Genomic DNA, 24,116 nt, shown 5'->3' with positions numbered 1-24,116 from the left:
ACGTGGTAATCAGTTACATAAACAGAAAATTAATTTCACAGTTTTTCATGATATAGCGCAATTTCAGACAGAATGTTGGTTGACTCACCGGAGAGTTCTAGTAAATTTACAAGCGGAATTTTCTTTGACTACTGAACAGTTAGGTAACTAAATATGACTATCAAAGTAGGTATTAACGGTTTTGGCCGCATCGGTCGTTTCGTATTCCGTCTGGCTTGCGAGCGTGCAGACATCGAAGTTGTTGGTATCAACGACCTGATCGATGTTGACTACATGGCTTACATGCTGAAGTACGATTCAACTCACGGTCGTTTCAACGGTACCGTTGAAGTTAAAGACGGCAACCTGGTTGTAAACGGCAAAACCGTACGTGTTACCGCTGAGCGTGACCCGGCCAACCTGAAGTGGGGCGAAATCGGTGTTGACGTTGTTGCTGAAGCTACCGGTCTGTTCCTGACCGACGAGACTGCTCGTAAGCACATCGCTGCTGGTGCCAAGAAAGTTGTTCTGACTGGCCCGTCCAAAGACGCTACCCCGATGTTCGTAATGGGTGTTAACGACTCTACCTACGCTGGCCAGGACATCGTTTCCAACGCTTCCTGCACCACCAACTGCCTGGCACCGATCGCCAAGGTTCTGAACGATACCTTCGGTATCGAGTCTGGCCTGATGACCACCGTTCACGCTACCACTGCTACCCAGAAGACCGTTGATGGTCCGTCTGCCAAAGACTGGCGCGGTGGCCGCGGTGCGGCTCAGAACATCATCCCGTCCTCTACCGGTGCAGCCAAGGCTGTTGGCGTAGTTATCCCGGAACTGAAAGGCCTGCTGACCGGTATGGCTTTCCGTGTTCCGACTCCGGACGTGTCTGTTGTTGACCTGACCGTTAACCTGAAGAAAGCTGCCACCTACGCAGAAATCTGCGAAGCGATGAAAGCTGCTTCCGAAGGCGCTATGAAAGGCGTTCTGGGCTACACCGAAGACGAAGTTGTATCTACCGACTTCCTGGGTGAGCGTCAGACCTCCGTATTCGACGCCAAGGCTGGTATCCAGCTGAACGACAAATTCGTTAAAGTTGTATCCTGGTACGACAACGAAATGGGCTACTCCAGCAAAGTTCTGGACCTGATCGCTCACATCTCCAAGTAATTTGGGATGCGCAATCGCGTAGCTTGAAAAAGGCGGCCATTGGCCGCCTTTTTGTTTTTCGGTTTCCCCTGATGACAGGAGTCCACATGCAATCCATTCGTCCCCTGACAGCCAATTGCAAGCTTGCCAACAATGCCGCCGGTCTGCCGGTTCTCACCATCAACAACGACTATGCCAAGGCAGAAATCAGCCTGTTTGGCGCCCATGTGCTGAGCTATCAGCGTCATGGCGAGCCGGCCTCCATCTGGCTGAGTGACAAGGCGGTGCTGGATGGCAGCAAGCCTGTTCGCGGTGGTATCCCGATCTGCTGGCCCTGGTTTGGCCCTGCGCCCGCCCGCGTTGGTAGCGGCAAGCCCTCCCACGGTTTTGCCCGCACCACCCTCTGGATGCTGGACGGGGTCTCCGATCACGCCGACGGCACGCTTGTTCATCTCTCCCTGCACGACAGCGATGCGACCCGTGCCCTGTGGGATCAAGCCTTCGAGCTGGAGCTGGATGTGCTGGTTGGCAAAGAGCTCTCGCTGGTGCTGACCACTCGCAACACCGGTAGCCAGCCGCTGACTTATAGCGGTGCGCTGCACACCTATTTGCAGATCAGCGCACCGGAGGCGGTGAGCGTGAGCGGTCTGGGCGAGCCCTATGCCGACAAGCTGACCGGACAGGATGCCAAGCAGCAGGGTACATTGACCCTGAGCGGGCCGCTGGATCGGGTCTACTGGCAGCCAGAGGCGCTGGTGAGAGTGCAGGATGGTGAGCGCGAGACCCGGGTGGTCAGTGGCAACCACGACAGCGTGGTGGTCTGGACCCCCTGGCTGGAAGGGGCTACCGCCATGGCCGACATGAGCGACGATGGCTATCGCACCATGCTCTGTGTCGAGGCTGCCATCGCTGGCGAGGCGGGTGTGACCGTTGCGCCGGATGAAGAGCACAGCCTCTCCACCGTAATCATCTGAGTTGGATTAGGTTCAGATAAATAAAGAGGGCTCCCGCGGGAGCCCTCTTTGCATCTCATGACGGCGGCAATCAGGCATTGCCCTGAGTCTTGAGCTTGAGTTCGGCGGCGAAATTGAGCATCCGATCGAGGGGGATCAAGGCTTTGACCCGCAGATCTTCGTCGACATGGATCTCGTGGCGCTCGGCACCGTCGGTGAGCGCTTCCTTGATCGCCACCAGACCGTTCATCGCCATCCAGGGGCAGTGGGCGCAGCTGCGGCAGGTGGCGCCATCGCCACCGGTCGGTGCTTCCACCATCTCTTTCTCCGGACAGGCCTGCTGCATCTTGTAGAAGATGCCCCGATCGGTCGCCACGATCAGCTTCTGCTGGGGCAGCTCTTTGGCCGCCTTGATCAGCTGGCTGGTGGAGCCCACCGCATCGGCCAGCTCGATCACCGAGGCGGGGGATTCCGGATGAACCAGCACGGCGGCGTCCGGATTCTGCTCTTTCAGCTCGCGCAGGGCACGGGCCTTGAACTCGTCGTGGACGATGCAGTGGCCCTGCCAGCGCAGCATCTGCGCCCCGGTCTTCTTCTCGATATAGGCGCCCAGATGGCGATCCGGGCCCCAGATGATCTTGTGACCCAGACTGTCGAGGTGTTCGACGATCTCCAGCGCAATGCTGGAGGTCACCACCCAGTCAGCCCGCGCTTTGACGGCGGCCGAGGTATTGGCGTAGACCACCACTGTATGGTCGGGATTGGCATCGCAGAAGGCGGAGAACTGCTCGATGGGGCAGCCCAGATCGAGGGAGCATTCGGCCTCCAGAGTCGGCATCAGCACCCGTTTGTGGGGGCTCAGGATCTTGGAGGTCTCCCCCATGAAGCGCACCCCGGCGACGATCAGGGTCTGCGCCTCGTGATCGCGGCCAAAGCGGGCCATCTCCAGCGAGTCACCGACGAAACCGCCGGTGGCTTCGGCTAGCGCCTGGATCTCGGGATCCGTGTAGTAGTGGGCGACCAGTACCGCTTTGCGCTCCTTGAGTAGCGCCTTGATTTCTGTGGTCAAGGTCGTTCTCTGCTCGGCACTCAGGGGAAGAGGTTTGGCCGGAAAGGGGTAGTCCATCGCGACTACCGGCGGGACACTGCTCAGTGCATTGCTCATTGCGACTGTTCCATCAACGCTCGGGAAGGCCAAAATTATAACCAGAAGCCGGTGACAAACCCATCACAAATCCGGTGTGCTGCAAGTGGACGAATATACTCAACTTATTCGTTGTCATATTGCCATAAGGAGTTGTCGTATGAAGCAACGTTCCCTCAAGTTCAAGTTGTTGTCTCTGACCATGGGGCTGTTTCTGTTGACCGGGCTGGCCATGACCCTGTTGCAATCGGCTTCTTTCAGTTCCCTTCGCAATATGGTGATGACCCAGACCAGCGATGCACTGGAAGAGGAGGTCTCCCGCAGTCTGCAGTATCAGGCAGAGCGCTATGCCATCCAGATTGCTTCGCTGATGCAGAACTCCTATCAGATCCCCCTGACCGTGACCGCCCAGATTGAAGCAGCCATGGCCAAACCGGAACAGCGCTTGTCGCGGCCTCAAGTGGAGTCGTTGCTCGGCAGCAGCCTGCAGCAGGCGAGCGGGATCAGCTCCATCTATGCCCAGTTTGAACCGAACGGCTACGATGGCGAGGATGCCAACTGGCTGGGCGGAGCCAGCCACTCGGTGGCGGGCAAGGGGAGTCTGGAGGTCTATTTCACCAAGGATCAGGGAGGGGCCATCGCCCAGCAAGCGGTGGACGCCGCCGCCAGCGAGGCCAAGTTTGATACCTCCCTCAACGAGTTCGGCATTCGCAACAGCGAGTGGTATCTCTGTGGTCGCGATACCCGTCAGCCCTGCCTGATGGAGCCTTACCTTTACGAAATCAGTCCGGGAAACAAGATGCTGATGACCAGTCTCACGGTGCCCGTGCTGCGTGACGGCAAGTTTGTCGGGCTGGCCGGGGTGGATATGAACCTGCCCATCTTCCAGCAACTGGCTGAAAACCTTGGCAAGAGCCTCTATGACAACAAGGCGGATGTGACCCTGGTCAGCAAGATGGGGCTGATTGTGGGCAGCAACCGCTATGCCGACAAGCTGGGCCGTCCACTCAAGGAGGTGGGCCTGACCCTGCCTGACGGTCGGCCGGTCAGCAGCGACAGTGACTTCATTCTTCATCAGCCCATTCGGGTTGAAGCAGCCAATACCCAGTGGTGGTTGATGATCAAGGTGCCCAAGGCGCTGGCGCTCGGCAAGGCGCACGCCATCAGCAATGAACTGGGCGCCCTGCTGGTGGATGGCCAGCGGCAGCAGATCATCGCCATGGGCGGTATCACCCTGCTGGTGCTGGGGCTGCTGGTCTGGTTTATCCAGACCATTACTGCGCCACTTTCTCTTATCAGCCGCCATGTGGGTCATCTCTCCAGCAACGAGGGTGACCTGACCCAGCAGATGGAGATCGACACCCATCAGGAGCTGATCGATCTGGGTTCTCAGCTCAATGCCTTCCTCGGCAAGCTGCGGGGCATGGTGCAAATGAGCAAGGGGATTGGCCAGCAGGTCTACCAGCAGGCGCGGGAGATGAAACATACCGCCGACACCATGCGCAACAGTCTGGACGAGCAGAATCTGGAGCTGGAGAGCGTGGTAAGCGCCATGCATCAGATGAGCACCACGGCAGTCAGCGTGGCGGGTTATGCCGAGCAGGCGGCGCAGGAGTCGGAAGCGGCGACCCACCACATCAATACCGCCCAGCAGACCCTCAGCAATGCCCGCAACGAGATCCATACTCTGGTCGGCGATATGCATGAGGCGGACAAGGCGGTGGCGCTGGTGGCCCAGCGCAGCACCAATATCAGCCGGATCCTCGATGTGATCCGCGCCATTGCCGAGCAGACCAATCTGCTGGCCCTCAACGCCGCCATCGAGGCAGCACGGGCAGGGGACATGGGCCGCGGCTTTGCAGTGGTGGCAGACGAGGTGCGGGCGCTGGCCAACAAGACCCGTGAATCGACCGACGAGATTGGCCAGCTGATTGGTAGCCTGCAAACAGAGGTGAGCAGCAGTCAACGTCTGATGAATACCGGCATCGAGCGCTCCACCACCACGGTGCAGGGCACCGAGCAGGCGTTCGAGGCGCTCAATCGGGTGGTGGCCCAGATCCAGCAGATCCACGACCACATCAGTCAGGTGGCTACCGCCGCCGAGCAGCAGAGCGCCGTCAGTGACGATATCAACAAGAATTTGATGCGGATCGGCGATACCGCCAACGTGATCGGGCAGGAGGCCAGCTCCAGCCATCAACTGAGCGAGGCGCTGGAGCAAGCGGCCACGGCGCTCGCCAGTCAGCTCGATCGGCTGCGTACCTGAGTGGCAGCCAGAGAGACAAAAGCCCGCGAGCGATCGCGGGCTTTTTTATGACTCGACGGCAGAGTTGCGTCAGTTGCGGGGTTCAACCAGCAGGATGTGGGAGTCGGCCCCGACCACCCTGACCTTGCTGCCCGCAGGCAGCGACTCGTCACAGCGCACCGTCCAGACTGTATCGTCCAGATGCACCCGACTGGTACCTTGGGTGACGTCATCCAGCAGGGTCAGCTCGCGGCCCATATAGCTCTGCATCCGCTCGTTGATGGTGCTGGCGGCATCCTGACCCGAGTTATCGCGCTGGTGCTGCCAGCGCCACCAGGCCCAGGTGGTGAGCAGGGATTGCACCGCAAACAGCAGCAACTGCGCCTGCCAGCCGAAGGGCCAGATCAGCAGCAGTAGCCCCACTTCCAGCGCAGCGATGCCGGTCCAGAGCAAAAAGCCCACAGAGCCGAGCACCTCGATGGCCAGCAGAATGAAGCCGAGTCCCAGCCAGTGCCAGTGGGTCAGCCCCTCTAACAGGGCTGTCATGACTTGCTGCCCTTGCCATCTTTGTTGAACAGCTCGGCCATGCCAGCCACAGAGCCAATCAGGCTGCCCGCTTCCAGCGGCATCATGATGATCTTGCTGTTGGGGCCTTCACCGATGCGGGCCAGTGCCTCGGTATATTTCTGGGCCACGAAGTAGTTGATGGCCTGCAGATCTCCGGCGGCGATGGCTTGAGAGACCATATGGGTCGCCTTGGCTTCCGCCTCGGCAGCCCGCTCCCGCGCTTCTGCGGCGAGGAAGGCGGCCTGACGCTCACCTTCGGCTTTGAGGATCTGGGACTGCTTCTCGCCTTCCGCTTTCAGGATTTTGGACTGGCGCACCCCTTCGGCTTCCAGTACCTCGGCCCGTTTCTGGCGCTCGGCCTTCATCTGGGCGTTCATCGCCTCGACCAGTGCCAGCGGTGGGCGCACATCTTTAATCTCGATGCGGGTCACCTTGATGCCCCAGGGGGCGGTGGCGGCATCCATGGTGCGCAGCAGTTTCTCGTTGATGGTGTCGCGCTGGGAGAGCATCTCGTCCAGCTCCATGGCGCCGAGCACGGTCCGCATATTGGTCATGGTGAGATTGCGGATGGCGCTGGTGAGATCGTTGACCTCATAACCCGCTTTGCGGGCATCCACCACCTGCACAAAGCTGATGGCGTCGATGGTGACGTTGGCGTTATCGCGGGAGATCACCTCTTGTGCCGGGATATCCAGCACCTGCTCCATCATGATGATCTTGTGGCCGACCCGATCCACATAGGGGATCAGCAGGTTGAGGCCCGGTGTCAGGGTGCGGGTGTAGCGGCCGAAGCGCTCCACCGTCCAGTTGTAGCCCTGGGGCACGATCTTGATGCCCGCGCTCAGGGTGGCGAGCACCAGGAACACGAAAATCCCTAGCACAATCAATGATTCATTCATCATTTAGCTCCTTATGAAACACAGTCCCTAGCCTATGGTCTGGCGTCATGTACCACAAGTGACTTTGTACGCCTTTGTCATGGATCGGTTTTGCTAATTACCAAAACGCATTAAAAAGCATTTTTTATTATTTTGAGGGATAAGCTGCCCTGCCTATAGTCGCCCCATATTAGTCGTGTTCCGAGGGATGGGCCGAAATGGATTATTTACCTATGTTTGCCAAGTTGGAAGGCCGCCCGGTACTGCTGGTAGGCGGGGGCGAGGTTGCCCTGCGCAAGGCGCGCCTGCTGCTGGCGGCCGGTGCCCGGCTGACCCTGGTCTCCCCGGATCTTGAACCGGAATTTGCTGAGTTCACCGGTCGTTTCACCCATCTGGCGGAGCGCTTCACCCCGGCCCATCTGGCAGGCCAGATTTTGGTGGTGGCGGCGACCGACAACCTCGAAGTCAACGCACTGGTTTATCAGAGTGCCAACCAGCTGGGTCTGTTCGTCAACGTGGTGGATGACCCCAAGCGCTCCAGCTTTATCTTCCCCTCGATCATCGATCGCTCGCCGCTGATGGTGGCGGTCTCCAGCGGTGGCAAGGCGCCGGTGCTGGTGCGCCTGCTGCGCGAGCGGCTGGAGAGCCTGCTGCCGCGCCATCTTGGCGGGCTGACCGAGCTCTCCGGCCGGGTCCGTGACAAGGCCAAGCGGGTGCTCTCATCGATTTCCGATCGCCGCCGCTTCTGGGAGCGCGCCTTTGCCTCCAACACCCTCGCCAGCCTGATTGAAAAAGAGGATTGGCAAGGAGCCGAGCAGTGGCTGAGTGATGGCCTCGACCAGGCGAAAAGCGAAGTGGGCGAGGTGGTGCTGGTGGGGGCGGGCCCCGGTGACCCGGGCCTCTTGACCCTCAAGGCGCTGCAACAGATTCAACAGGCTGAAGTGGTGCTCTACGACCAGCTGGTCTCGCCTGAGGTCCTCGATCTGGTGCGCCGCGATGCCACTCTGGTGTCGGTCGGCAAGAAGGCGGGGGCCCACAGCGTGCCGCAGGAGGAGACCAATCGCCTGCTGGTGGAATACGCCAAGGCGGGCAACCGGGTGGTGCGGCTGAAAGGGGGCGATCCCTTTATGTTTGGCCGGGGCGGCGAGGAGCTGGAAGTGCTGGCCGACGAAGGAATCCCCTTCTCTGTGGTGCCCGGCATCACGGCCGCTGCCGGTGCCACCGCCTATGCCGGCATTCCGCTCACCCACCGTGATTACGCCCAGAGCGCCGTCTTTATCACGGGTCATTGCCAGAAAGAGGGCAAAGAGCCCGACTGGCAGCAGCTCGCCGCCACCAGTCAGACCCTGGTCATCTACATGGGGCTGATGCGCTCCGAGCATATCCAGCAGCAGTTGGCGGATCACGGCCGAAGCCAAGCCACCCCCATCGCCATCATCGAGCGCGGCACCACATCCCGTCAGCGGGTGCTGACCGGCACGCTGGCCGACTTGGCGGAGCTGGCCAAACAGGCGGTAAGCCCGTCGCTTATCGTCATCGGCGAAGTGGTTGCCCTGCGCGATCGGCTCGCCTGGTTTGGAGAAAAAAGCGGGGAAAAGAGCGGCCAGCAGCTGCGCGCTGACCCGGATCTCGATGGCTGCGACCTCAAGCTGGTGCAGCTGGCCTGACCGAGAAAGAGATATTTGATGCGGCTGCCAGCGCGGCCGCGAACTGAACCACCCAGCGCCCCGAGCAGGCGCATAAGCAATGACCCGAGGACCAACATGGACCGTGAAAGATTGACGCACTTGCAGCAGCTGGAAGCCGAGAGCATCCATATCATCCGCGAGGTGGCTGCCGAATTTGAAAACCCGGTGATGATGTACTCCATCGGCAAGGACTCCTCCGTCATGCTGCATCTGGCCCGCAAGGCCTTCTATCCGGGCAAGATCCCCTTCCCCTTGCTCCACGTCGACACCGACTGGAAGTTCAAGGAGATGATCAAATTCCGCGACGAGACCGCCAAAAAGTACGGGCTGGATCTCATCGTCCACAAGAACCCGGACGGCCTCGCCATGGGCATCAACCCCTTCGTGCACGGCAGCGGCAAGCACACCGACATCATGAAGACCGAGGGGCTCAAGCAGGCGCTCAACAAATACGGCTTCGATGCCGCCTTCGGTGGCGCGCGCCGCGATGAAGAGAAGTCCCGCGCCAAGGAGCGGGTCTACTCCTTCCGTGACAAGTCCCACCGCTGGGATCCGAAGAACCAGCGCCCGGAGCTGTGGCGGGTCTACAACAGCCAGGTCAACAAGGGGGAGAGTATCCGGGTGTTCCCGCTCTCCAACTGGACTGAGCTGGATATCTGGCAATACATCTATCTGGAAAAGATCGACATAGTGCCGCTCTACTTCGCCGCTTACCGTCCGGTGGTGGAGCGCAACGGCATCAAGATCATGGTGGATGACGAGCGCATGCCGCTGACCGCCGAGGATGAGGTGAAGCAGGAGCTGGTGCGTTTCCGCACCCTCGGCTGCTACCCGCTGACCGGGGCCATCGAATCCGATGCCACCACCTTGCCGGAAATTATTGAAGAGATGCTGCTCACCACCTCGAGCGAGCGGCAAGGGCGGCTGATTGACCACGATCAGGCCGGCTCCATGGAGCAGAAGAAGCGTCAGGGATATTTCTAAGGAGTCGTCAGCATGAACAGCCATATTCAGACCGCCATCACCGAACAGGGCATCGAAGCCTATCTGCACGCCCAGCAGCACAAGAGTCTGCTGCGTTTTCTCACCTGCGGCAGCGTGGATGACGGCAAGAGCACCCTTATCGGTCGCCTGCTGCACGACTCCCAGCAGATTTATGAAGATCAGCTCAAAGCGCTGGAGTCCGACAGTCAGAAGCTCGGCACCACCGGCGAGAAGCTGGACCTGGCGCTGCTGGTAGACGGCCTGCAAGCGGAGCGTGAGCAGGGCATCACCATCGACGTAGCCTACCGCTATTTCTCCACCGCCAAGCGCAAATTTATCATTTCGGATACCCCGGGCCATGAGCAGTACACCCGCAACATGGCCACCGGCGCCTCCACTTGCGATCTGGCCATCATCCTGATCGACGCCCGCAAAGGCGTGCTGGATCAGACCCGCCGCCACAGCTTTATCGCCAGCCTGCTCGGCATCAAGCAGTTCGTGGTGGCGGTCAACAAGATGGATCTGGTGGAGTTCAGTCAGGAGGTGTTCGAGCGCATCAGTGCCGATTACCGCGAGTTCGCCAAGAAGCTCAGCGTCGACACCATCCATATCGTGCCGGTCTCGGCGCTGGACGGTGACAACGTGGTCAACCAGAGCGACAAGCTGGCCTGGTATCAGGGCGAAACCCTGCTTGCTCTGCTGGAGTCTGCCGAGGTTGAGCGCGAGCTGGAGCGCCATCCGGTGCGCCTGCCGGTGCAGTATGTGAACCGCCCCAACCTCGATTTTCGCGGCTTTGCGGGCACGCTCGCCTCCGGCATCCTGCGGGTGGGCGACCGGCTTGCGGTGCTGCCGTCGGGCAAGGAGAGCACAGTCACCCGCATCGTCACCTTCGACGGGGATCTGGAGTACGCCCTGCCGGGTCAGGCCATCACGGTTACCTTCGCCGACGAGATCGATATCAGCCGGGGCGACCTGCTGGTGGATGCCGCCAAGCGGCCGCAAGTGACCCAGAATCTGCTGGCCCATATCGTCTGGATGGGGGAGGAGTCCCTGCAACCGGGTCGGGTCTACGACGTCAAACTGGCCACCAAGAAGAGTCGCGGTCAGGTGGAGGCCATCCGTCACCGCATCGAGATCAACAAGCTGGACGAGTTGCCCGCCAGCGAGCTCAAGCTCAACGAGATCGGCCTGTGCGAGCTGAGCCTCACCGACCCGGTGGCGTTCGACCCGTATCAGGAGATCCGCGATACCGGCAGCTTTATCCTGATCGACCGGCTGACCAACGTCACCGTCGGCGCCGGCATGATAGTGGAAGGCTTGGCCGCCAAAGCGGTAAAAGGGCACTACAGCGAGTTCGAAATCGAGCTCAACGCCCTGGTACGCAAGCACTTCCCCCACTGGCAAGCCCTTGCCATCGGTAACGACACAAGCAAGGAGTAAGCCCATGACCTGGCAACAATTCCTGGTGCTGGGTCTGCTGGCTGCTCTCGTGGCCCTGCTGATCCAGGGCAAACTCCGCCCGGCGCTGCTCTTCTCGGGCGCCGTGCTCATCACCTACCTGAGCGGGCTGGCGGATATCAACGCCGTGGTGGCGGGCTACACCAACAGCGCCCTGCTGACGCTGGTGCTGTTGCTGCTGGTGTCGCTGGCGGTGGAGAAGACTCGCATCATGAGCTGGTTCGCCAATCTGGTGGGCACGGGGTCATTCAACAAGGTGCTGGTGAAGGTGTGGTTCTCCACCGCCTTCCTGTCTGCCTTCGTCAACAACACCGCCGTGGTGGCCTCCATGCTGGGAGCGGTCAAACGCAACCCCAACCATGCGCCGTCGCGGCTGCTGCTGCCCATGTGCTTCGCGGCCACCTTTGGCGGGGTGCTGACCCTGATCGGCACCTCCACCAACCTTATCGTCAACAGCTTCCTCATCAAGATGGGGGCACCGCCACTCGGCATGTTCGACTTCTTTATGGTGGGGGCTGGCACCCTGCTGACCGGTCTGGTGGCCGTGCTGCTGTTTGCCCGTCACCTGCCGGAGCAGGATACCGAGATGAGCCGTGAATCCGGCTACTTTCTCGAGGCCAAGGTGGGCGCCGGTTCGCCGCTGGCGGGGCGCAGCGTCAAGGAGAACGGCCTGCGCAGCCTGAAAAGCCTCTATCTGGCGGAAATCATTCGCGGCGATCAGGTGATCTGCCCGGTGCAGCCGGAACACGAGCTGCATGAAGGGGACGTGCTGCTCTTTTGCGGCGACGTGGAGAGCGTCGGCGTGTTGCAGGAGATGAAGGGGCTGGATCTTTACGGCCAGCACCGCCTCAACGGCCAGCATCTGGTGGAGGTGATCGTCAGCCACAGCTCGCGGCTGGTGGGTCAGACCATCAAGGATGCCGAATTTCGCACCCACTTCGATGCGGTGGTACTGGCGGTGCGCCGCGGCGAAACCCAGCTCACCGGCGGCCTCGGCCAGATTGAGCTGCATGCCGGTGATACCCTGCTGCTGGCCCCCGGCCCCCAGTTTGCCCGCAACAAATCGTTGGGACGGGAGTTTGTGGTGGTGAGCGGGCTGGAAGCCTCCACCCGTCTCGATGGCAAGCGCAGCGCCGCCGTGGTGCTGGGCTTTCTCGGGGTGCTGGCGCTCTCGGTATTCGATCTGGTACCGCTGTTCAAGGGCTTGCTGCTGATGCTGGTAGCGCTGCTGCTCACCCGTATTCTGACCCTGGACGAGATCCGCCGCCGCTTCCCGCTGGATATCTGGCTGGTGGTGGGCGGGGCGCTCGCCATCGCCGATCAGCTGGAAAAGAGCGGACTGGCCAAGCTTATCGCCGACTGGCTGATGGGGGAGTTCAACGGTGCCAGCCCCGTCATCGCCTTTATCGGTATCTATGTGTTTACGTTGGTGCTGACCGAGCTGATGAGCAACAACGCCGCCGCCGCGCTGGCCTTCCCCATGGGCTACCAGCTGGCGCTCAGCATGGATGTCTCGACCATGCCGTTTATTCTGGCGGTGCTGTTCGGGGCGAGCTCCAGCTTTATCCTGCCCTATGGCTACCAGACCAACCTGATGGTCTATGCCGCGGGCAACTACAGGATGCCTGACTACCTCAAGCTGGCCCTGCCGGTCTCGCTGGCCTATAGCCTCGGGGTGATTGTGATGGTGCCCCTGTTGTTTCCGTTTTAAGGCGTGAGCGCCAATCAAGGGGTGTTGGATGAGCAATGCCATGGCATCAGCACGTTGTCGGCGGATAGCCCGAGGCGGCTCCCCGTGGTGCCGGACCGTTTAAGTTTTGAGGCGTGAGCGCCAATCAAGGAGTGTTGGATGAGCAATGCCATGGCACCAGCACGTTGTCGGCGGATAGTCCGAGGCGGCTCCCCGTGGTACCGGACAGTTTAAGTTTTGAGGCGTGAGCGCCAATCAAGGAGTGTTGGATGAGCAATATCGTGTGGCACAAGCATGCCGTGGACAAACAGAGCCGGGCCGAGCTTAAAGGGCAAAAACCGCTGGTGATCTGGTTTACCGGGCTGTCGGGGGCGGGCAAATCCACCCTGGCGGGGGCGCTGGAGCAGGCGCTGGCCGCGCAAGGCAAGCACACCTATCTGCTGGATGGGGACAATGTGCGCCACGGCCTCTGCGGCGATCTCGGTTTCGATGATGCGGCCCGTCAGGAGAATATCCGCCGGGTCGGCGAGGTGGCAAAGCTGATGGTGGATGCGGGCCTTATCGTGCTCACCGCCTTTATCTCGCCATTTCGTGCCGAGCGGGCGCTGGTGCGCAGCCTCTTGGGTGAAGGTGAGTTTGTCGAAGTCTTTGTCGATGCGCCGCTCGCCATCTGTGAAGAGCGCGACCCCAAGGGGCTCTATAAAAAAGCGCGAGCGGGGGAAATTACGAATTTTACCGGTATCGACTCCGCCTACGAGGCGCCGGAGCAGCCGGAAATTCATCTGCTCAATGCCGGTAAACCGGTAGAGGTGCTGGTGGATGAGTTGCTGACAGCCCTGCGACAGGGGAACTACCTGTAGTTGTTGAGTTGAGCTGTCTTACACAGGAGCCGGATTTATATTCCGGCAACCAAGTAATTACCCTGGCTCTAAGCAAAGCACAGGCGAGGTGGGCATTGAACCACCTAAATACAGAAACCCTACAACGGGATCTTCCGATCCTTACCTATATCGTGGTGAGGGTATTCACGATTGTTCGAATACACTGCGCTATCCGAACCTACGGGCTTTACTGGATGAACACTTCCGTATCAAGGAGAGATCGACCTAGTATGAGTTGGTGGCGCAGATGAAGGCAGGCCTAGCTCACTACAACAGCCAGCGACCACATCATGGCAGGATGATGGACCCTACAACATGTTCAAGACGGGTTTGAAATTGATACCGAAGGAATTAGACACTAACGTAGAGTTAACAGACACCGGCTTGAGGCCAGTGTCTGATGATAACTAGATCTGTACACTCGATATATTGTTTCCCTAATATTTAATGAATGTTAAGAAACTCTCTGTATGAAAGATGAATTGACCATACAATGTTATCTTTCATATTTTCATTTGAATTGTAAAGATCTGGGTCATCAGTAAAGTGCGTGAATGTTTTTTTATCGTCATGTATTCTAGATATTAGTCCAAGCTTGTATAGGAATGCTCCTAAATCTTTTGTTTCAGCAAATGACTTTCCATCAATGGTGGGTATTTCACTTATATCTCTCCCTCTGATAAAGTTATCTTCTAAAATTTTGTGGAGTTCACTACAAGTGAATAGCCTTTGTGTTGCTCTTAAAGCATCTATTAGGTTGTTTAATTCCATGAATTGATGTTGATGTTCTTTTATTAAATCATCTCTTCTGTTTTTTCCAAAATCTTCGAGAATGAACTTTATATCATCAAGAGTTATTCTCTTTGCATAAGGGCTTCTTTCTTTTGCCTTTTTCCCTGCCATTCTACCTAACTGCCCCATCCATCTTGGTCGTTTATTTGAAAAGGCAGATATGGCATCAAATATATTTGCATTATAATCACCATTCCATTCGATTGGTGATTGAAACACTAGATCTATTAATTTATTGTAGTCTCTGCTAAGTTTATATTTCGACTCTTCTGATTCAGGAGCAGTCCTTTTAATATACGAAAGAATTTTATTTGCCAGCATATCTCTCATATGACGTCGTGTCCATACGATTTCAATAATGTATTGTTCTAACTTGTCTAAATCTTCTAAATGCTTCAAGCTTGACCATACATCACTGCGTACAGTTGCCCTAATGTTTAGTCCTTTCATTGTGAAAGATAAGGATCTAATAGCACTAAAAAATGAACCAATACGAGCCTGTAACTCAGCCGTGTTCTGGTATTTGGCATCAATATCATCAATTAGTATCCATACTCTGGAATTTTGATGACCTTCTTGATATCTATGAAGAAGTTTTTTTAGGTCATCAGGTTGGAATCCTTTAACTTCTATATTGGTGTTTGGGATCTTACCGATTAATCTGCTGACTAACCCGCCAATGAGATTTTTACTTTTAAGTCCATCAATCTCCGCAAGTTCAACCATTGACATTTCATCACTAGTTAAAGCAAATCCTATTTTATCTCCAATCTCAACAATAATTTGCTTGCATATTATTTGCTTCCAATAATTTTCTAAATAGGAATGATCTTCACCAGCGAACTTCCCTAACCCTAGCAGGTCATTACCTTTAACTCTTATTATAATGGGATTGTTGTACTGGCCTTCATTTTTTAACTTATATTCAAGTCTGGATAGTAGTGCTGATTTTCCCATGCCTTTACGGGCGCTGACAATCGAGAGGTTTTCATCAACGTCAAAAAAATCTCCAAAATCATTGTTGTCAATGTAATATGAGTTTAGTATTTCAAGGCTTTCATCCTCACCTGCCTCATTACCAAATAATTTCTTATCCTTAAGGTTTATATTTATCATATGTTTCTGATGTCCGTAAATTTAAATAAATAATATTTCGTCTCGTATTTTTGGCTGAAAATCGTAGGTGGGCGCTGAACGAAGTGAAGCCCAACGTTTACTGCAAAACGTATCTGAAAATTTTTTACAGCTTGACCAAATCCATGTGTATCCCGCTCTGGTTGAGCTGATCATGCTTGTCTGTTGGGCTTCGCTCAGAGCCAGCTAGTAAAAAACACGCTACCGCCCCTGAATTTCAGCCTCCAGTCTGCTGCTTTTTACCTGCCATATGACACTGGCTTGACTCATGGCTGACTCCGACAAGAGGTTGCCAAGCGGCTATGTTACCGAATGGAGCTGCGGAAGAAAGCGGATACGGGAAATTTCCTGAGCAAGATCAACAAACTAATCATTTACGGGCGGCGATGCGTTCGCTCAAGAGCAGCTGCTCATCAGTGCAGGGGGAAGGCATAAGCGGGAGTCTCTCCTTCTTGTTGGAGAACACTAAAAAACCCTATGGGCCTGTGGGCCCATAGGGTTTTTCTGCGGTGATTGTTTGTGTAGTAGTTATCTGGCTTGGCGTACCGGCACGGCGCGGGTGGTGGCCACTTCGTAGTGGCTTTGGCTTGCCGGAGCCCCCTTCTGGAACTGGCGTACCAGCCGGTCCAGATCGCTTAACTGGTTTACCAGCTGGGTGATGCCGTGCACGGCGTGCTGGCTGCCGACGCTGGAGTCATCGGCCAGGGTCTTGATGCTGAGCACGTTGCGGTTGATCTCGGCGGTGACGTGGAACTGCTCCTGCACCGCCTGGGCAATCTGGCCGCTGCCGGAGGCCACCTGCTGCAGCATATCGTTGATCTGCTGGAGTATGGTGCCGGTTGCCGAGGCTTTTTGCTGGCAGCTTTCGGAGAGCTGGCAGCCCTTCTCCATCGCCTGTTCTGCATCTCCCGCGCTGGTTTGCAGCTCGGTGATCATTTTCTGGATTTCGCTGGTCGAGGATTGGGTCTTGATGGCGAGGGTGCGGATCTCGTCGGCCACTACCGAGAAGCCGCGACCTGCTTCGCCAGCCCGTGCCGCTTCAATGGCGGCGTTGAGGGCCAGCAGGTTGGTCTGGTTGGCGATGTTGTTGATCACATCGAGGATGCCGTCGATATCGCGGCAGTGGCCGACCAGCGCACTGATCACGCTCTTGGAGGTGGTCAGCTCGCTGTTCATGCCCGCCACGGCGGCCACGGTTTCGGCCACGCTACTGTTGCCGCTCTTGAACAGCACGGCCGTTTCATCCAGCAGGCTGGAGGAGTCTGTCGAACTTTGCGACACCTCGCGAATGGATTCCGACATCTCGGTCACGGCGGTCGCTACCTGATTGGTTTCGGCCTGCTGCTGTTGCAGGTTGTCGGTGATGGACTCGGCGTTGCGCAGATCCCCCTCGGCGGCCTGCAGGATCTTGCTACAAGTCTGCTGGGTGCGGGCCAGCACGGCGTTGAACTCGGCCTGATTCATCACCATCGAGAGTTCGATGGCGGCGATGTTGTCCACCTTGTTGGTATAGAGCAGCTGCATCAGCGGGTTGTCAAAGCGACTGCGGGCCATCTTGTTGAGCTTGCCGAGGCGACGGGAGAGGGCATTCAGGGTGATGGCCGCTATCGCCAGCGGCAGGGCGGCCAGCGCCAGTTGCCAGTTCATATCGTGACTGTAGCCCAGGGCAAACATGGCGAGCAGGCTCAGCAGCAGACAGAGGTTGATGGCCAGGGTATGGGAGAAGGTGGGCAACTTGAGCGCCAGCGGCAGCTTGTTGTTGCGCAGCTCGGCATAGACCTTCTCGGCCCGCTGCTTGATCTCCTCGCTCGGGGCGGTGCGTACCGACTGATACTCCACCACCCGGCCACTGGCATCCTTGATGGGGGTGACAAAGGCGCTGACCCAGTAGTGATCGCCATTCTTGCAGCGATTTTTCACCGGCCCCATCCAGCTCTTGCCATCCCTGATGTGACCCCACAGATCGGCAAAGGCCTGTTTCGGCATGTCAGGATGGCGCACCAGATTGTGGTGTTCCCCCTTCAGCTCGTCGAGCGAGAAGCCTGCAATATCGCAGAACTCATCGTTGGCGTAGGTGATGCGGCTCTCCAGATCCGTGGTGGAGATGAGGCTCTGGTGGTCTGGATAGAGACGCTCTCTTTGGGTAACCGGTTGATTGATTCTCATGGCCTTGCTCCCGAGCTGTGGTGGTTAAATTTTGATCTGCATCAAGACGTGTGCAAAGGGCGGGCCAGCTGGCAAAAGCTAATGATTGATGTGTTATTAGTGCCGTTTTGGCAGGAAAAGATCGTTGCTGTTTGCAATATGCAACGGAGCTGACGGGGTGTGCCTCTGCGGCATCTGCAATTTGCAACCTATTCTGGTCAAGCCCATGAGCTGGGAGCCAGAAGCTTGATGCGAAGGAGCCACGAACCGACGGGGCATCCGCTGCCCCGCCAGAGATCAGGGGAGAGGGTCGGGAGCGGGTGAGGAGGGGGCGCTGACGAGCTGCATTACTTCAATCTGGATACCCTGCACCAGCACGGTTTTCAGATCCTGCAGGTACTCCTCCAGCGGCGACTCTTGCAGCAGCTGGGCGAGCTCGTTGCCCACAGGGGTGAGCCGGTAGTAGAGCAGGGTGATGTTGTTCTGCTTGCATTGCAGCCGCCAGCGCTGGTTGCCGAACTCCAGCTCGACCCCATCGGCGGGCAGCGGGCCGGACTCCAGCTCCGCGCGATGCAGCAGCCCGAGCTCAAACAGTTGCAGCAGGGCGTTGTAGGGCAGTCGGTATTTGCCAAGGCCAAGGCGGGTTGCCTTGGCACGGCTCAGCAGGGTGGCCCCCTTGTGCAGCCCCAGCAGCAGTCGCTGCTCGTCGCTGCCGGTGTAGTGGCAGGTCAGCGAGCAGATGCGCTGAAACAGCTGGGCCTCGCGCTGGGTCATCTCTTTGAGGGTGGCGAGCGCCCGGATGGAGAAGCGGCCCGGCGTGGCGACTTCCAGCGCGAAGATCCGCCCCCACAGCTGCTGCATCGGCACCATGCTGATATCTTCCGCCAGTTGCAGGAAGCGGGTCAGCCAGTCGCTGTCCATCTCGCCGCCGGCGGCGGTCTCTTCGCAGTGGCGGGAGGCCATCACCATGATGGCTTCCAGATTACGCTGGCGGGCAGCTTGATCCGCCAGATGGCGAAAGGTGGCGCGCTGTTCAAAGGTGCTGTCGGTATTGCGGGTGAGCATGCCGTCGATACCGCGACTGCGTGCCAGACGCAGGGTCTGCTCCTGGCTGCTCAGGATCGAACTCTCTTTTTTCGGGGGGGGGAGGTCTGCCATGCTGACTCCATTCGCACAGGTTCTGGAGCTGAATGTTACTCCAACCGGGATGCCAAGATAACAAAGCGGCCTCCGTGGAGGCCGCTTTTTTTGCAACGGGAGGATTACTCCTCGTAGACGCTCACCTCGACCGCTTCCATCGAATAGGAGGCGGTGGCCATCTCGTGGCTGGAGCTGACCGTGCGCATCTTGCCCTTTACCCAGATGGCATCCCACAGATCATCCACCGGCGCCCCCTTGGGGTAGCTCACATAGATCACCTGATTGGTGGGGGGCGGCGGCACATGGATGCAGGCGCCGAAGTAGGGCACCAGCAGGAAGGCGGTGATCTTCTTGGCATCTCCTTCCAGCGGCACTACGAAGCCCGGAATGCGCACATCCTGGTTGTCCAGCTTCTTGTTTACCCCACCCACCGGTTGCGGAACCGACATGGGATCTTCGTGATTGACCTGGGGCGGTGGCAGCAGTTTCTCCCCTTCCGGGATGAGCACATCCCAGTCGATGGTCTTGTAATCGGCGGCCAGGGCGGGCAGCACCAGCAGGCTGGCGAGCAGCGCCACAATTTTCCACTTCATCATCTGTCCTTCTGTTTCGATTTTGGGCGTCTCGCTAGACGCGAATGCTCATGCCATCGCTCAGGCTGTAGCGGTAAGCGCGTGCAGCAGGGAGCAGGCCGATCACCATGCCTGCCAGCCACACTACCCCCAGCAACTGCCACTCGTAGGCGCTCGGAAGCCCCAGACTCAGTTGCAGGCCATAGTGGCTGAGCAGCCAGGGCGAGGCAAGCCCCTGCCCCAGATAGAGCACGGCGACCCCGAGAGTAATGCCGACCGTGGTCAGCGTCATGGCCTCCAGCGCCAGCAGCAGGAACAGGTGGGCAGGGCCTGCGCCGAGGGATCGCAAGATGGCGAGCTCCCGGCGCCGCTCGTTAAGCCCCGCCAGCAGGGTAGTCAGCATGCCGATCAGGCCCGCGACTACCACAAAACCGGCGATCACCGACAGCGCGGTTTCCGCCACGCTCATCAGGCTCCACAGCTCCTGCAGGGCGGCCCCCGGCAGGATCGCCATCAGCGGCTCCTTGGGATAGGTGTTGACGCTGCGTTGCAGCTGGAACGCCAGGATCCGGTTGCTCAAGCCCACCATAAAGGCGGTGATGGTTTTCGGGGTGAGATCCTGCGCCAGCGCCTGCTCAGGTGTCACGTTCTTGCTGTGGCGGCCGGTATCCCAGCCCAGATGGATCGCCTCGATCCCCGCCAGCGGCACATGGATGGTGCGATCGATGGGCGTACCGGTCGGCGCCAGAATACCCACCACCTTGAATGGCAGATTGTCGTGCTGGCTGAACGAGGTGTTGCCAGCGCCGTGGGCGATGACGATGGATTGGTCAAGGTGATAGCCGAGCTTCTCGGCCACCTGGGCGCCGAGCACAGCTTCAAACGGCGTCTCGAACGGTCGCCCTTCCCGCAGTTGCAGCGACTGTTGCTGACCGTACCTCAGGTGGGTGAAGTAGTCGCCATTGGTGCCGAGAACCCGAAATCCCTTGTGGGAGTCACCAAGGGAAAGCGGGATGGTCCAGGCGACGCCGGGTTTCTGCTTGATGGCCTGATAGGAGTCCCACCCCACGTTGTTGGTGGGGTTGCCGATGCGAAACACCGAGTAGAGCAGCAGGTTCACCTGACCAGAGCGGGCACCGACGATGAGATCGGTTCCCGAGACGGTATTGGAGAAGCTTTCGCGGGCCTGGGTGCGCACCCGCTCCACCCCGAGTAGAAGGGTGACGCTGATGGCGACGGCCAGCAGGGTGAGCCCGGCGGTGAGTCGGCGGGCCCAGAGACTTTGTAGGGCTAGCTTTAGCATGATGCCTTCCGGTTGAGCTGTTGCAGGTTTTCGACCCGCGGGAACAGGGGTTCGAGATAAGGGTCGTGACTGACGAAGATCAGGGTCGAGCCCTGCTTGTCGCACTCCTCGAACAACAGCTTGATAAAGGCCGCCCGGTTGTCGGTGTCGAGGGCCGAGGTGGGCTCGTCGGCGATCACCAGTGGCGGCGAGCCGATCAGCGCCCGTGCGGCAGCAACCCGCTGCTGCTGGCCGATGCTGAGGGCATGGACGGGGCGATGCAGTGCGTCATCCGGCAGTTGCAGCTCCGCCAGCAGACGGCGCGCCTCCTGCTCCGGACTCCCTTGCAGGCGAGCCCGTTTGGCGGGCGAAAAGGTGAGGGCAGCGGTCACGTTGTCCTGCACCGAGAGAAAGGGCAGCAGATTGAACTGCTGGAAGATATAACCCAGATTGGCCGCCCGGAAGTGGTCACGGGCACGGCCAGAGAGCCGGGCCAATGGTTGGCCCAGCACCTCCAGGGTGCCGTGGTTGGCGGTCTGGATCCCGGCCAGCAACCCGAGCAGGGTCGATTTGCCGGAGCCCGATGGGCCCTTGATAAAGACCCGCTCACCCTCGCGGATGGTGAGGGCGGGCAGATCGAGTACAGCGTCGCCACCTGGCCAGGCAAAGGCCAGATCGCGGATCTCAACCACGGCTTTTTTCATGGCGTTACCAGCTCAGCTTGTTGGCGGACGGGGTCAGCTCGCCTGCGGTCTGGCCGGTGGGCAGGATCCCCTGCACGCTCAGCTTCTCAAGGCTCGGATAGACGCTGAACAGGGTCGCCTCAAGGCCGGTCAGTTTGGCCGGGGTGGCACAGGTGTAGGTGTACATTGCGCCCATGTCGGCGTGACCCGCTTCGTCATGATCATGGTGGTCTTCATGTTTGTCGCTGGCAGCCTTGTCATGGTCATGGTCATGGTCATGGTCATGGTCGTGATCATGCTCTTCTTTGGCGGCTTGCAACTCCTGCTGGGTCAGTTTGCAGCCAGCGGCCGGGTCGAAGCGGAACAGGGCGTCAGGCTGCTGGAGGCGGGCGACCGCCTTGGCATACTGTGCCTTCTCTTCATCGCTCTTGGCGGCGTGCTCGAAGCCCACCAGATCGGCAGCAGGGGCCTGCAGTTCGATCATCAGCTGGTCGCCATCGACCACCAGATTGAGGTGGCCGTGGCCATGCTCGTGGGCGCCGTGGCTGTGGCTCTCGTGTTCGTCGTGATTGGCGTGAGCGCCAAAGGCCGCAGCGGCCAGCAACAGAGTAACTGCTTTCATCTTTAATCCTTTTTCAAAACAAATAGCTAAATTAAACAAAGGGATAGAGAAAAACAGAGGCGGGCGGCGCACGGATGGCATAGCTGTGAAGCGTGGCGGTATCTGCCGAGCGCTGCATGGTTGCAACTGCGGGCAGAACAGAGGTCGAACCGGGGAAGCAATAGGGGGTGGCGGTGATGACCTGCTTGCCATCCAGATGGAGGGCGCAAACCAGGCAGTGATGGTCGTCGTGGCCGGGCAGGGCAGATTCAAACTGGTGCCGGGCAAGGGCAGGCTGCAGCCATAACCAGCCCAGCAGCAAGATCCAGATTTTCAGCTTGATACGACCCATAGACCCTTATGGAAAGGGCGCCATCAGCGCCCTTTCTCTCTGACTTAGAGATGGGACTTGATGAGCCCCATCACGGTAGCAATGTTGTTGGCGTCGAGCTGGCCATCTTTGGCAAACAGCACCTTGCCCTCTTTATCCAGCAGGATGATCGCCGAGCTTTCCGGCGTCAGATCCCAAGCGTTGCGCGCCATGCCCTTGGCATCCAGCACCATGGCGGACCAGGGGAACTCTTTCTTGCTGTCCTCGGCACTGCTCTTCACGAAGCCGGAGGTGCCCCAGATGGCGTCATTGCTGTTGATGACGGTAACGGTCTGGTACTTGTCTTGCGGCAACTTGGCGGCCTTGATCGCCTCGATCATCGGGGCGTTCAGCTCCTTGGCACTGGAGCGGCCGGCAATATGCTGGATCAGAAACACCTTGCCGGTGAGCGAGGTGCTCTGCCACGGCTGGTAGCCGATATCCTTGCCATTCAGTACCAGCTCGCCCTTGTCACTGACATTGACCAGCGGCACCGGGTTGCCATCCTTGAAGTTGTGAGCAAAGACCAGAGATGGCAGCAGCGCCAAAGTAAGTACGAGATGTTTCATCCTGATGACACTCCATTTGTTATGTTATAACGAGTTTCGGATTGAGGGAATGGGCGAGCTTCATCCTAAACTGATCGGATCTGTTTAAAAAGTGTTAAATAAGATCGCAATTCAGAAGCGTCGGCGCCCCGCCAGTCAGGTGGTTGGCTGGCAAGGGCGGCTAGGATGGCATGACATCGATAAAAATCAATGAATTGGCTGCTGGTCTGAGCTGTCTGCGTCAGTAGAGCGACTCGCTAATGAGGGGGATCTTGGCCATGGTCATCTGCTGGGCCAGCAGGGACGAGCCGGTCAGCAGCACATGGCGCTGATTGTTGATCACCACCACATCACCGGGTACGCCACTGTCTGCCGTAATGGCCAGCCAGGCAGGGGAGACGCTGCCGATGCTGATATCCGGATAGATGATGCTGAGCACATATTGCGGGGCCAGCTCTGCCAGCAGGCTGGCCATCAGCAGAGCCTTCTCATCGCTGTCGGCCTTGTTATCTTGCAGTGCCTGCAGCGGCGGCGCGAAGTGATCCAGCTGCTCCGGCTGGGTGGGGATGGCGTTTAGCCACTCTTGCATCAGGCTGACGCTGGTGGCGAGATCCTTGGCGGCAAACTGCTGCGCCAGTGGCTTGAGGTGCCCTTTGAAGTGGTAGAAGAGCTGGGAGTAATCGGGGCGTACGCAAGGCAGTTTGCGATTGGCAGGATGGACGCAGGGTATCACCCTCATCTGGTAGAAGGCATCCTCCTGATACTGTTGGTAGGCTTGCCAGAATAGCAGCGACTCCATGCTGTCGTCCCGCAGGGTGAAGGCCTGCTCCAGATTGCGAAACTTGGTAGCTGTCTCGGGGCTGCTCTGATTGATCAGGTTGATGCTGTTGTAGAGCCGTGGGCTGATATAGGCGTAAAGGGTCTCCAGCGGATTGGTGAGAGAGGCCTTCAGCAGGCTCATCTCGTGGCGACTGGCGGCCATCACCTGATCGTCGGTGGTCAGCTGGAAGTGCTTGCGCTGGCCATCGGTGGATTGCCACTGCCAGCTCATGTTGATCTCGCTGGCGTTGCTTGTGGCGCCAAGGGTGGTGTAGAGAGTGAGGCTGAGCAACAGCGCGGGGGTCAGCTTCATGGTGGTGCTTCCTGCCGTGGACGATAATTAACAACTAGGTGAGCCGGCACCACTTTGGTGATGTTTCGTTTTGTGATCTGGATAACAGATTGATGTGACTT

The 24,116-nt window shown here is 58.3% G+C and carries 21 protein-coding genes and 1 pseudogene; 9 read left to right on the top strand and 13 right to left on the bottom strand.

From position 1 onward, the window contains the following. Window positions 1-153: 153 nt before the first annotated feature. Window positions 154-1,149 (top strand): type I glyceraldehyde-3-phosphate dehydrogenase, encoded by a 996-nt coding sequence (gene gap / locus I6L44_RS13070; protein WP_005335708.1) that lies wholly within the window; start codon window positions 154-156, stop codon window positions 1,147-1,149. Between the two features lie 86 nt (window positions 1,150-1,235). After that, window positions 1,236-2,102 carry a D-hexose-6-phosphate mutarotase gene (locus I6L44_RS13065; protein WP_216952048.1) on the top strand — a complete coding sequence of 289 codons (867 nt, stop codon included), beginning with the start codon at window positions 1,236-1,238 and terminating at the stop codon, window positions 2,100-2,102. Between the two features lie 70 nt (window positions 2,103-2,172). On the opposite strand, the gene nadA is transcribed toward I6L44_RS13065, so the two are convergent. Next, the gene (gene nadA / locus I6L44_RS13060; RefSeq protein WP_005335706.1) at window positions 2,173-3,246 is read right to left on the bottom strand and encodes a quinolinate synthase NadA; all 1,074 of its coding nucleotides are present in this window, start codon (window positions 3,244-3,246) and stop codon (window positions 2,173-2,175) included. A 139-nt stretch (window positions 3,247-3,385) separates the two neighbouring features. On the opposite strand from nadA, the gene I6L44_RS13055 reads away from it, so the two are divergent. Beyond that, window positions 3,386-5,491, top strand: a complete 2,106-nt coding sequence (locus tag I6L44_RS13055; RefSeq protein ID WP_216952047.1) for a methyl-accepting chemotaxis protein — start codon at window positions 3,386-3,388, stop codon at window positions 5,489-5,491. A gap of 69 nt (window positions 5,492-5,560) precedes the next feature. Here the strand turns inward: I6L44_RS13055 and I6L44_RS13050 are convergent, their stop codons facing one another. Then, complete coding sequence (locus I6L44_RS13050; RefSeq protein ID WP_005335704.1) at window positions 5,561-6,016, bottom strand: NfeD family protein; 456 nt, start codon at window positions 6,014-6,016, stop codon at window positions 5,561-5,563. After that, a complete protein-coding gene (locus tag I6L44_RS13045; protein ID WP_159164778.1) occupies window positions 6,013-6,936 on the bottom strand; it encodes an SPFH domain-containing protein in 924 nt (307 codons plus the stop codon). Before I6L44_RS13045 ends, I6L44_RS13050 begins: the two co-directional genes overlap by 4 nt. A gap of 197 nt (window positions 6,937-7,133) precedes the next feature. Here I6L44_RS13045 and cysG point away from each other — a divergent pair, with 197 nt between their 5' ends. The 6 genes and pseudogenes from cysG to I6L44_RS20580 all read left to right on the top strand — a co-directional run. Next, window positions 7,134-8,582 (top strand): siroheme synthase CysG, encoded by a 1,449-nt coding sequence (cysG, locus tag I6L44_RS13040; protein ID WP_216952046.1) that lies wholly within the window; start codon window positions 7,134-7,136, stop codon window positions 8,580-8,582. Window positions 8,583-8,678: 96 nt separating this feature from the next. Then, complete coding sequence (gene cysD / locus I6L44_RS13035; protein WP_216952045.1) at window positions 8,679-9,587, top strand: sulfate adenylyltransferase subunit CysD; 909 nt, start codon at window positions 8,679-8,681, stop codon at window positions 9,585-9,587. A gap of 12 nt (window positions 9,588-9,599) precedes the next feature. After that, window positions 9,600-11,027, top strand: coding sequence for a sulfate adenylyltransferase subunit CysN (gene cysN, locus I6L44_RS13030; protein ID WP_216952044.1), 1,428 nt, complete (start codon window positions 9,600-9,602; stop codon window positions 11,025-11,027). Window positions 11,028-11,031: 4 nt separating this feature from the next. After that, entirely contained in the window at window positions 11,032-12,756 is a 1,725-nt protein-coding gene (locus I6L44_RS13025; RefSeq protein WP_216952043.1) for an SLC13 family permease, read from the top strand. A gap of 248 nt (window positions 12,757-13,004) precedes the next feature. Beyond that, entirely contained in the window at window positions 13,005-13,595 is a 591-nt protein-coding gene (cysC, locus tag I6L44_RS13020) for an adenylyl-sulfate kinase (RefSeq protein WP_005335698.1), read from the top strand. A gap of 202 nt (window positions 13,596-13,797) precedes the next feature. Further along, window positions 13,798-14,027, top strand: a pseudogene (locus I6L44_RS20580) (hypothetical protein); the annotation flags it as partial. 33 nt (window positions 14,028-14,060) lie between these two features. Here I6L44_RS20580 and I6L44_RS13015 read toward each other — a convergent pair. From I6L44_RS13015 to I6L44_RS12970, 10 genes are all read right to left on the bottom strand, one after another. Next, window positions 14,061-15,524, bottom strand: a complete 1,464-nt coding sequence (locus I6L44_RS13015; RefSeq protein ID WP_216952042.1) for a hypothetical protein — start codon at window positions 15,522-15,524, stop codon at window positions 14,061-14,063. A gap of 546 nt (window positions 15,525-16,070) precedes the next feature. Further along, a complete protein-coding gene (locus I6L44_RS13010; RefSeq protein WP_216952041.1) occupies window positions 16,071-17,708 on the bottom strand; it encodes a PAS domain-containing methyl-accepting chemotaxis protein in 1,638 nt (545 codons plus the stop codon). A gap of 276 nt (window positions 17,709-17,984) precedes the next feature. Beyond that, on the bottom strand, window positions 17,985-18,845 hold the full coding sequence (locus I6L44_RS13005; protein ID WP_047439578.1) for a TIGR03899 family protein: 861 nt from the start codon (window positions 18,843-18,845) through the stop codon (window positions 17,985-17,987). Between the two features lie 104 nt (window positions 18,846-18,949). Continuing rightward, complete coding sequence (locus tag I6L44_RS13000; RefSeq protein WP_026034852.1) at window positions 18,950-19,423, bottom strand: DUF3299 domain-containing protein; 474 nt, start codon at window positions 19,421-19,423, stop codon at window positions 18,950-18,952. Between the two features lie 31 nt (window positions 19,424-19,454). Continuing rightward, window positions 19,455-20,702, bottom strand: a complete 1,248-nt coding sequence (locus I6L44_RS12995) for an ABC transporter permease (RefSeq protein WP_216952040.1) — start codon at window positions 20,700-20,702, stop codon at window positions 19,455-19,457. Then, entirely contained in the window at window positions 20,696-21,385 is a 690-nt protein-coding gene (locus tag I6L44_RS12990) for an ABC transporter ATP-binding protein (protein ID WP_115521732.1), read from the bottom strand. The genes I6L44_RS12995 and I6L44_RS12990 overlap by 7 nt, the downstream gene beginning before the upstream one ends. Before the next feature lie 4 nt (window positions 21,386-21,389). Then, entirely contained in the window at window positions 21,390-21,986 is a 597-nt protein-coding gene (locus I6L44_RS12985; protein ID WP_005354691.1) for a DUF2796 domain-containing protein, read from the bottom strand. A gap of 31 nt (window positions 21,987-22,017) precedes the next feature. Beyond that, window positions 22,018-22,317, bottom strand: a complete 300-nt coding sequence (locus I6L44_RS12980; RefSeq protein WP_201986256.1) for a DUF2607 family protein — start codon at window positions 22,315-22,317, stop codon at window positions 22,018-22,020. Between the two features lie 44 nt (window positions 22,318-22,361). Continuing rightward, window positions 22,362-22,904, bottom strand: coding sequence for a YtfJ family protein (locus tag I6L44_RS12975; protein ID WP_005343253.1), 543 nt, complete (start codon window positions 22,902-22,904; stop codon window positions 22,362-22,364). Between the two features lie 220 nt (window positions 22,905-23,124). Then, window positions 23,125-24,015 (bottom strand): hypothetical protein, encoded by an 891-nt coding sequence (locus I6L44_RS12970; protein ID WP_167557564.1) that lies wholly within the window; start codon window positions 24,013-24,015, stop codon window positions 23,125-23,127. Between the last annotated feature and the right edge of the window lie 101 nt (window positions 24,016-24,116).

The sequence above is a fragment of the Aeromonas sp. FDAARGOS 1414 genome (assembly GCF_019047065.1).
In the GTDB taxonomy this organism is placed as follows: domain Bacteria; phylum Pseudomonadota; class Gammaproteobacteria; order Enterobacterales; family Aeromonadaceae; genus Aeromonas; species Aeromonas veronii_A.
The sequence above is the reverse complement of the archived record's forward strand: the minus strand, read 5'-3'. Positions and strand labels throughout refer to the sequence as shown.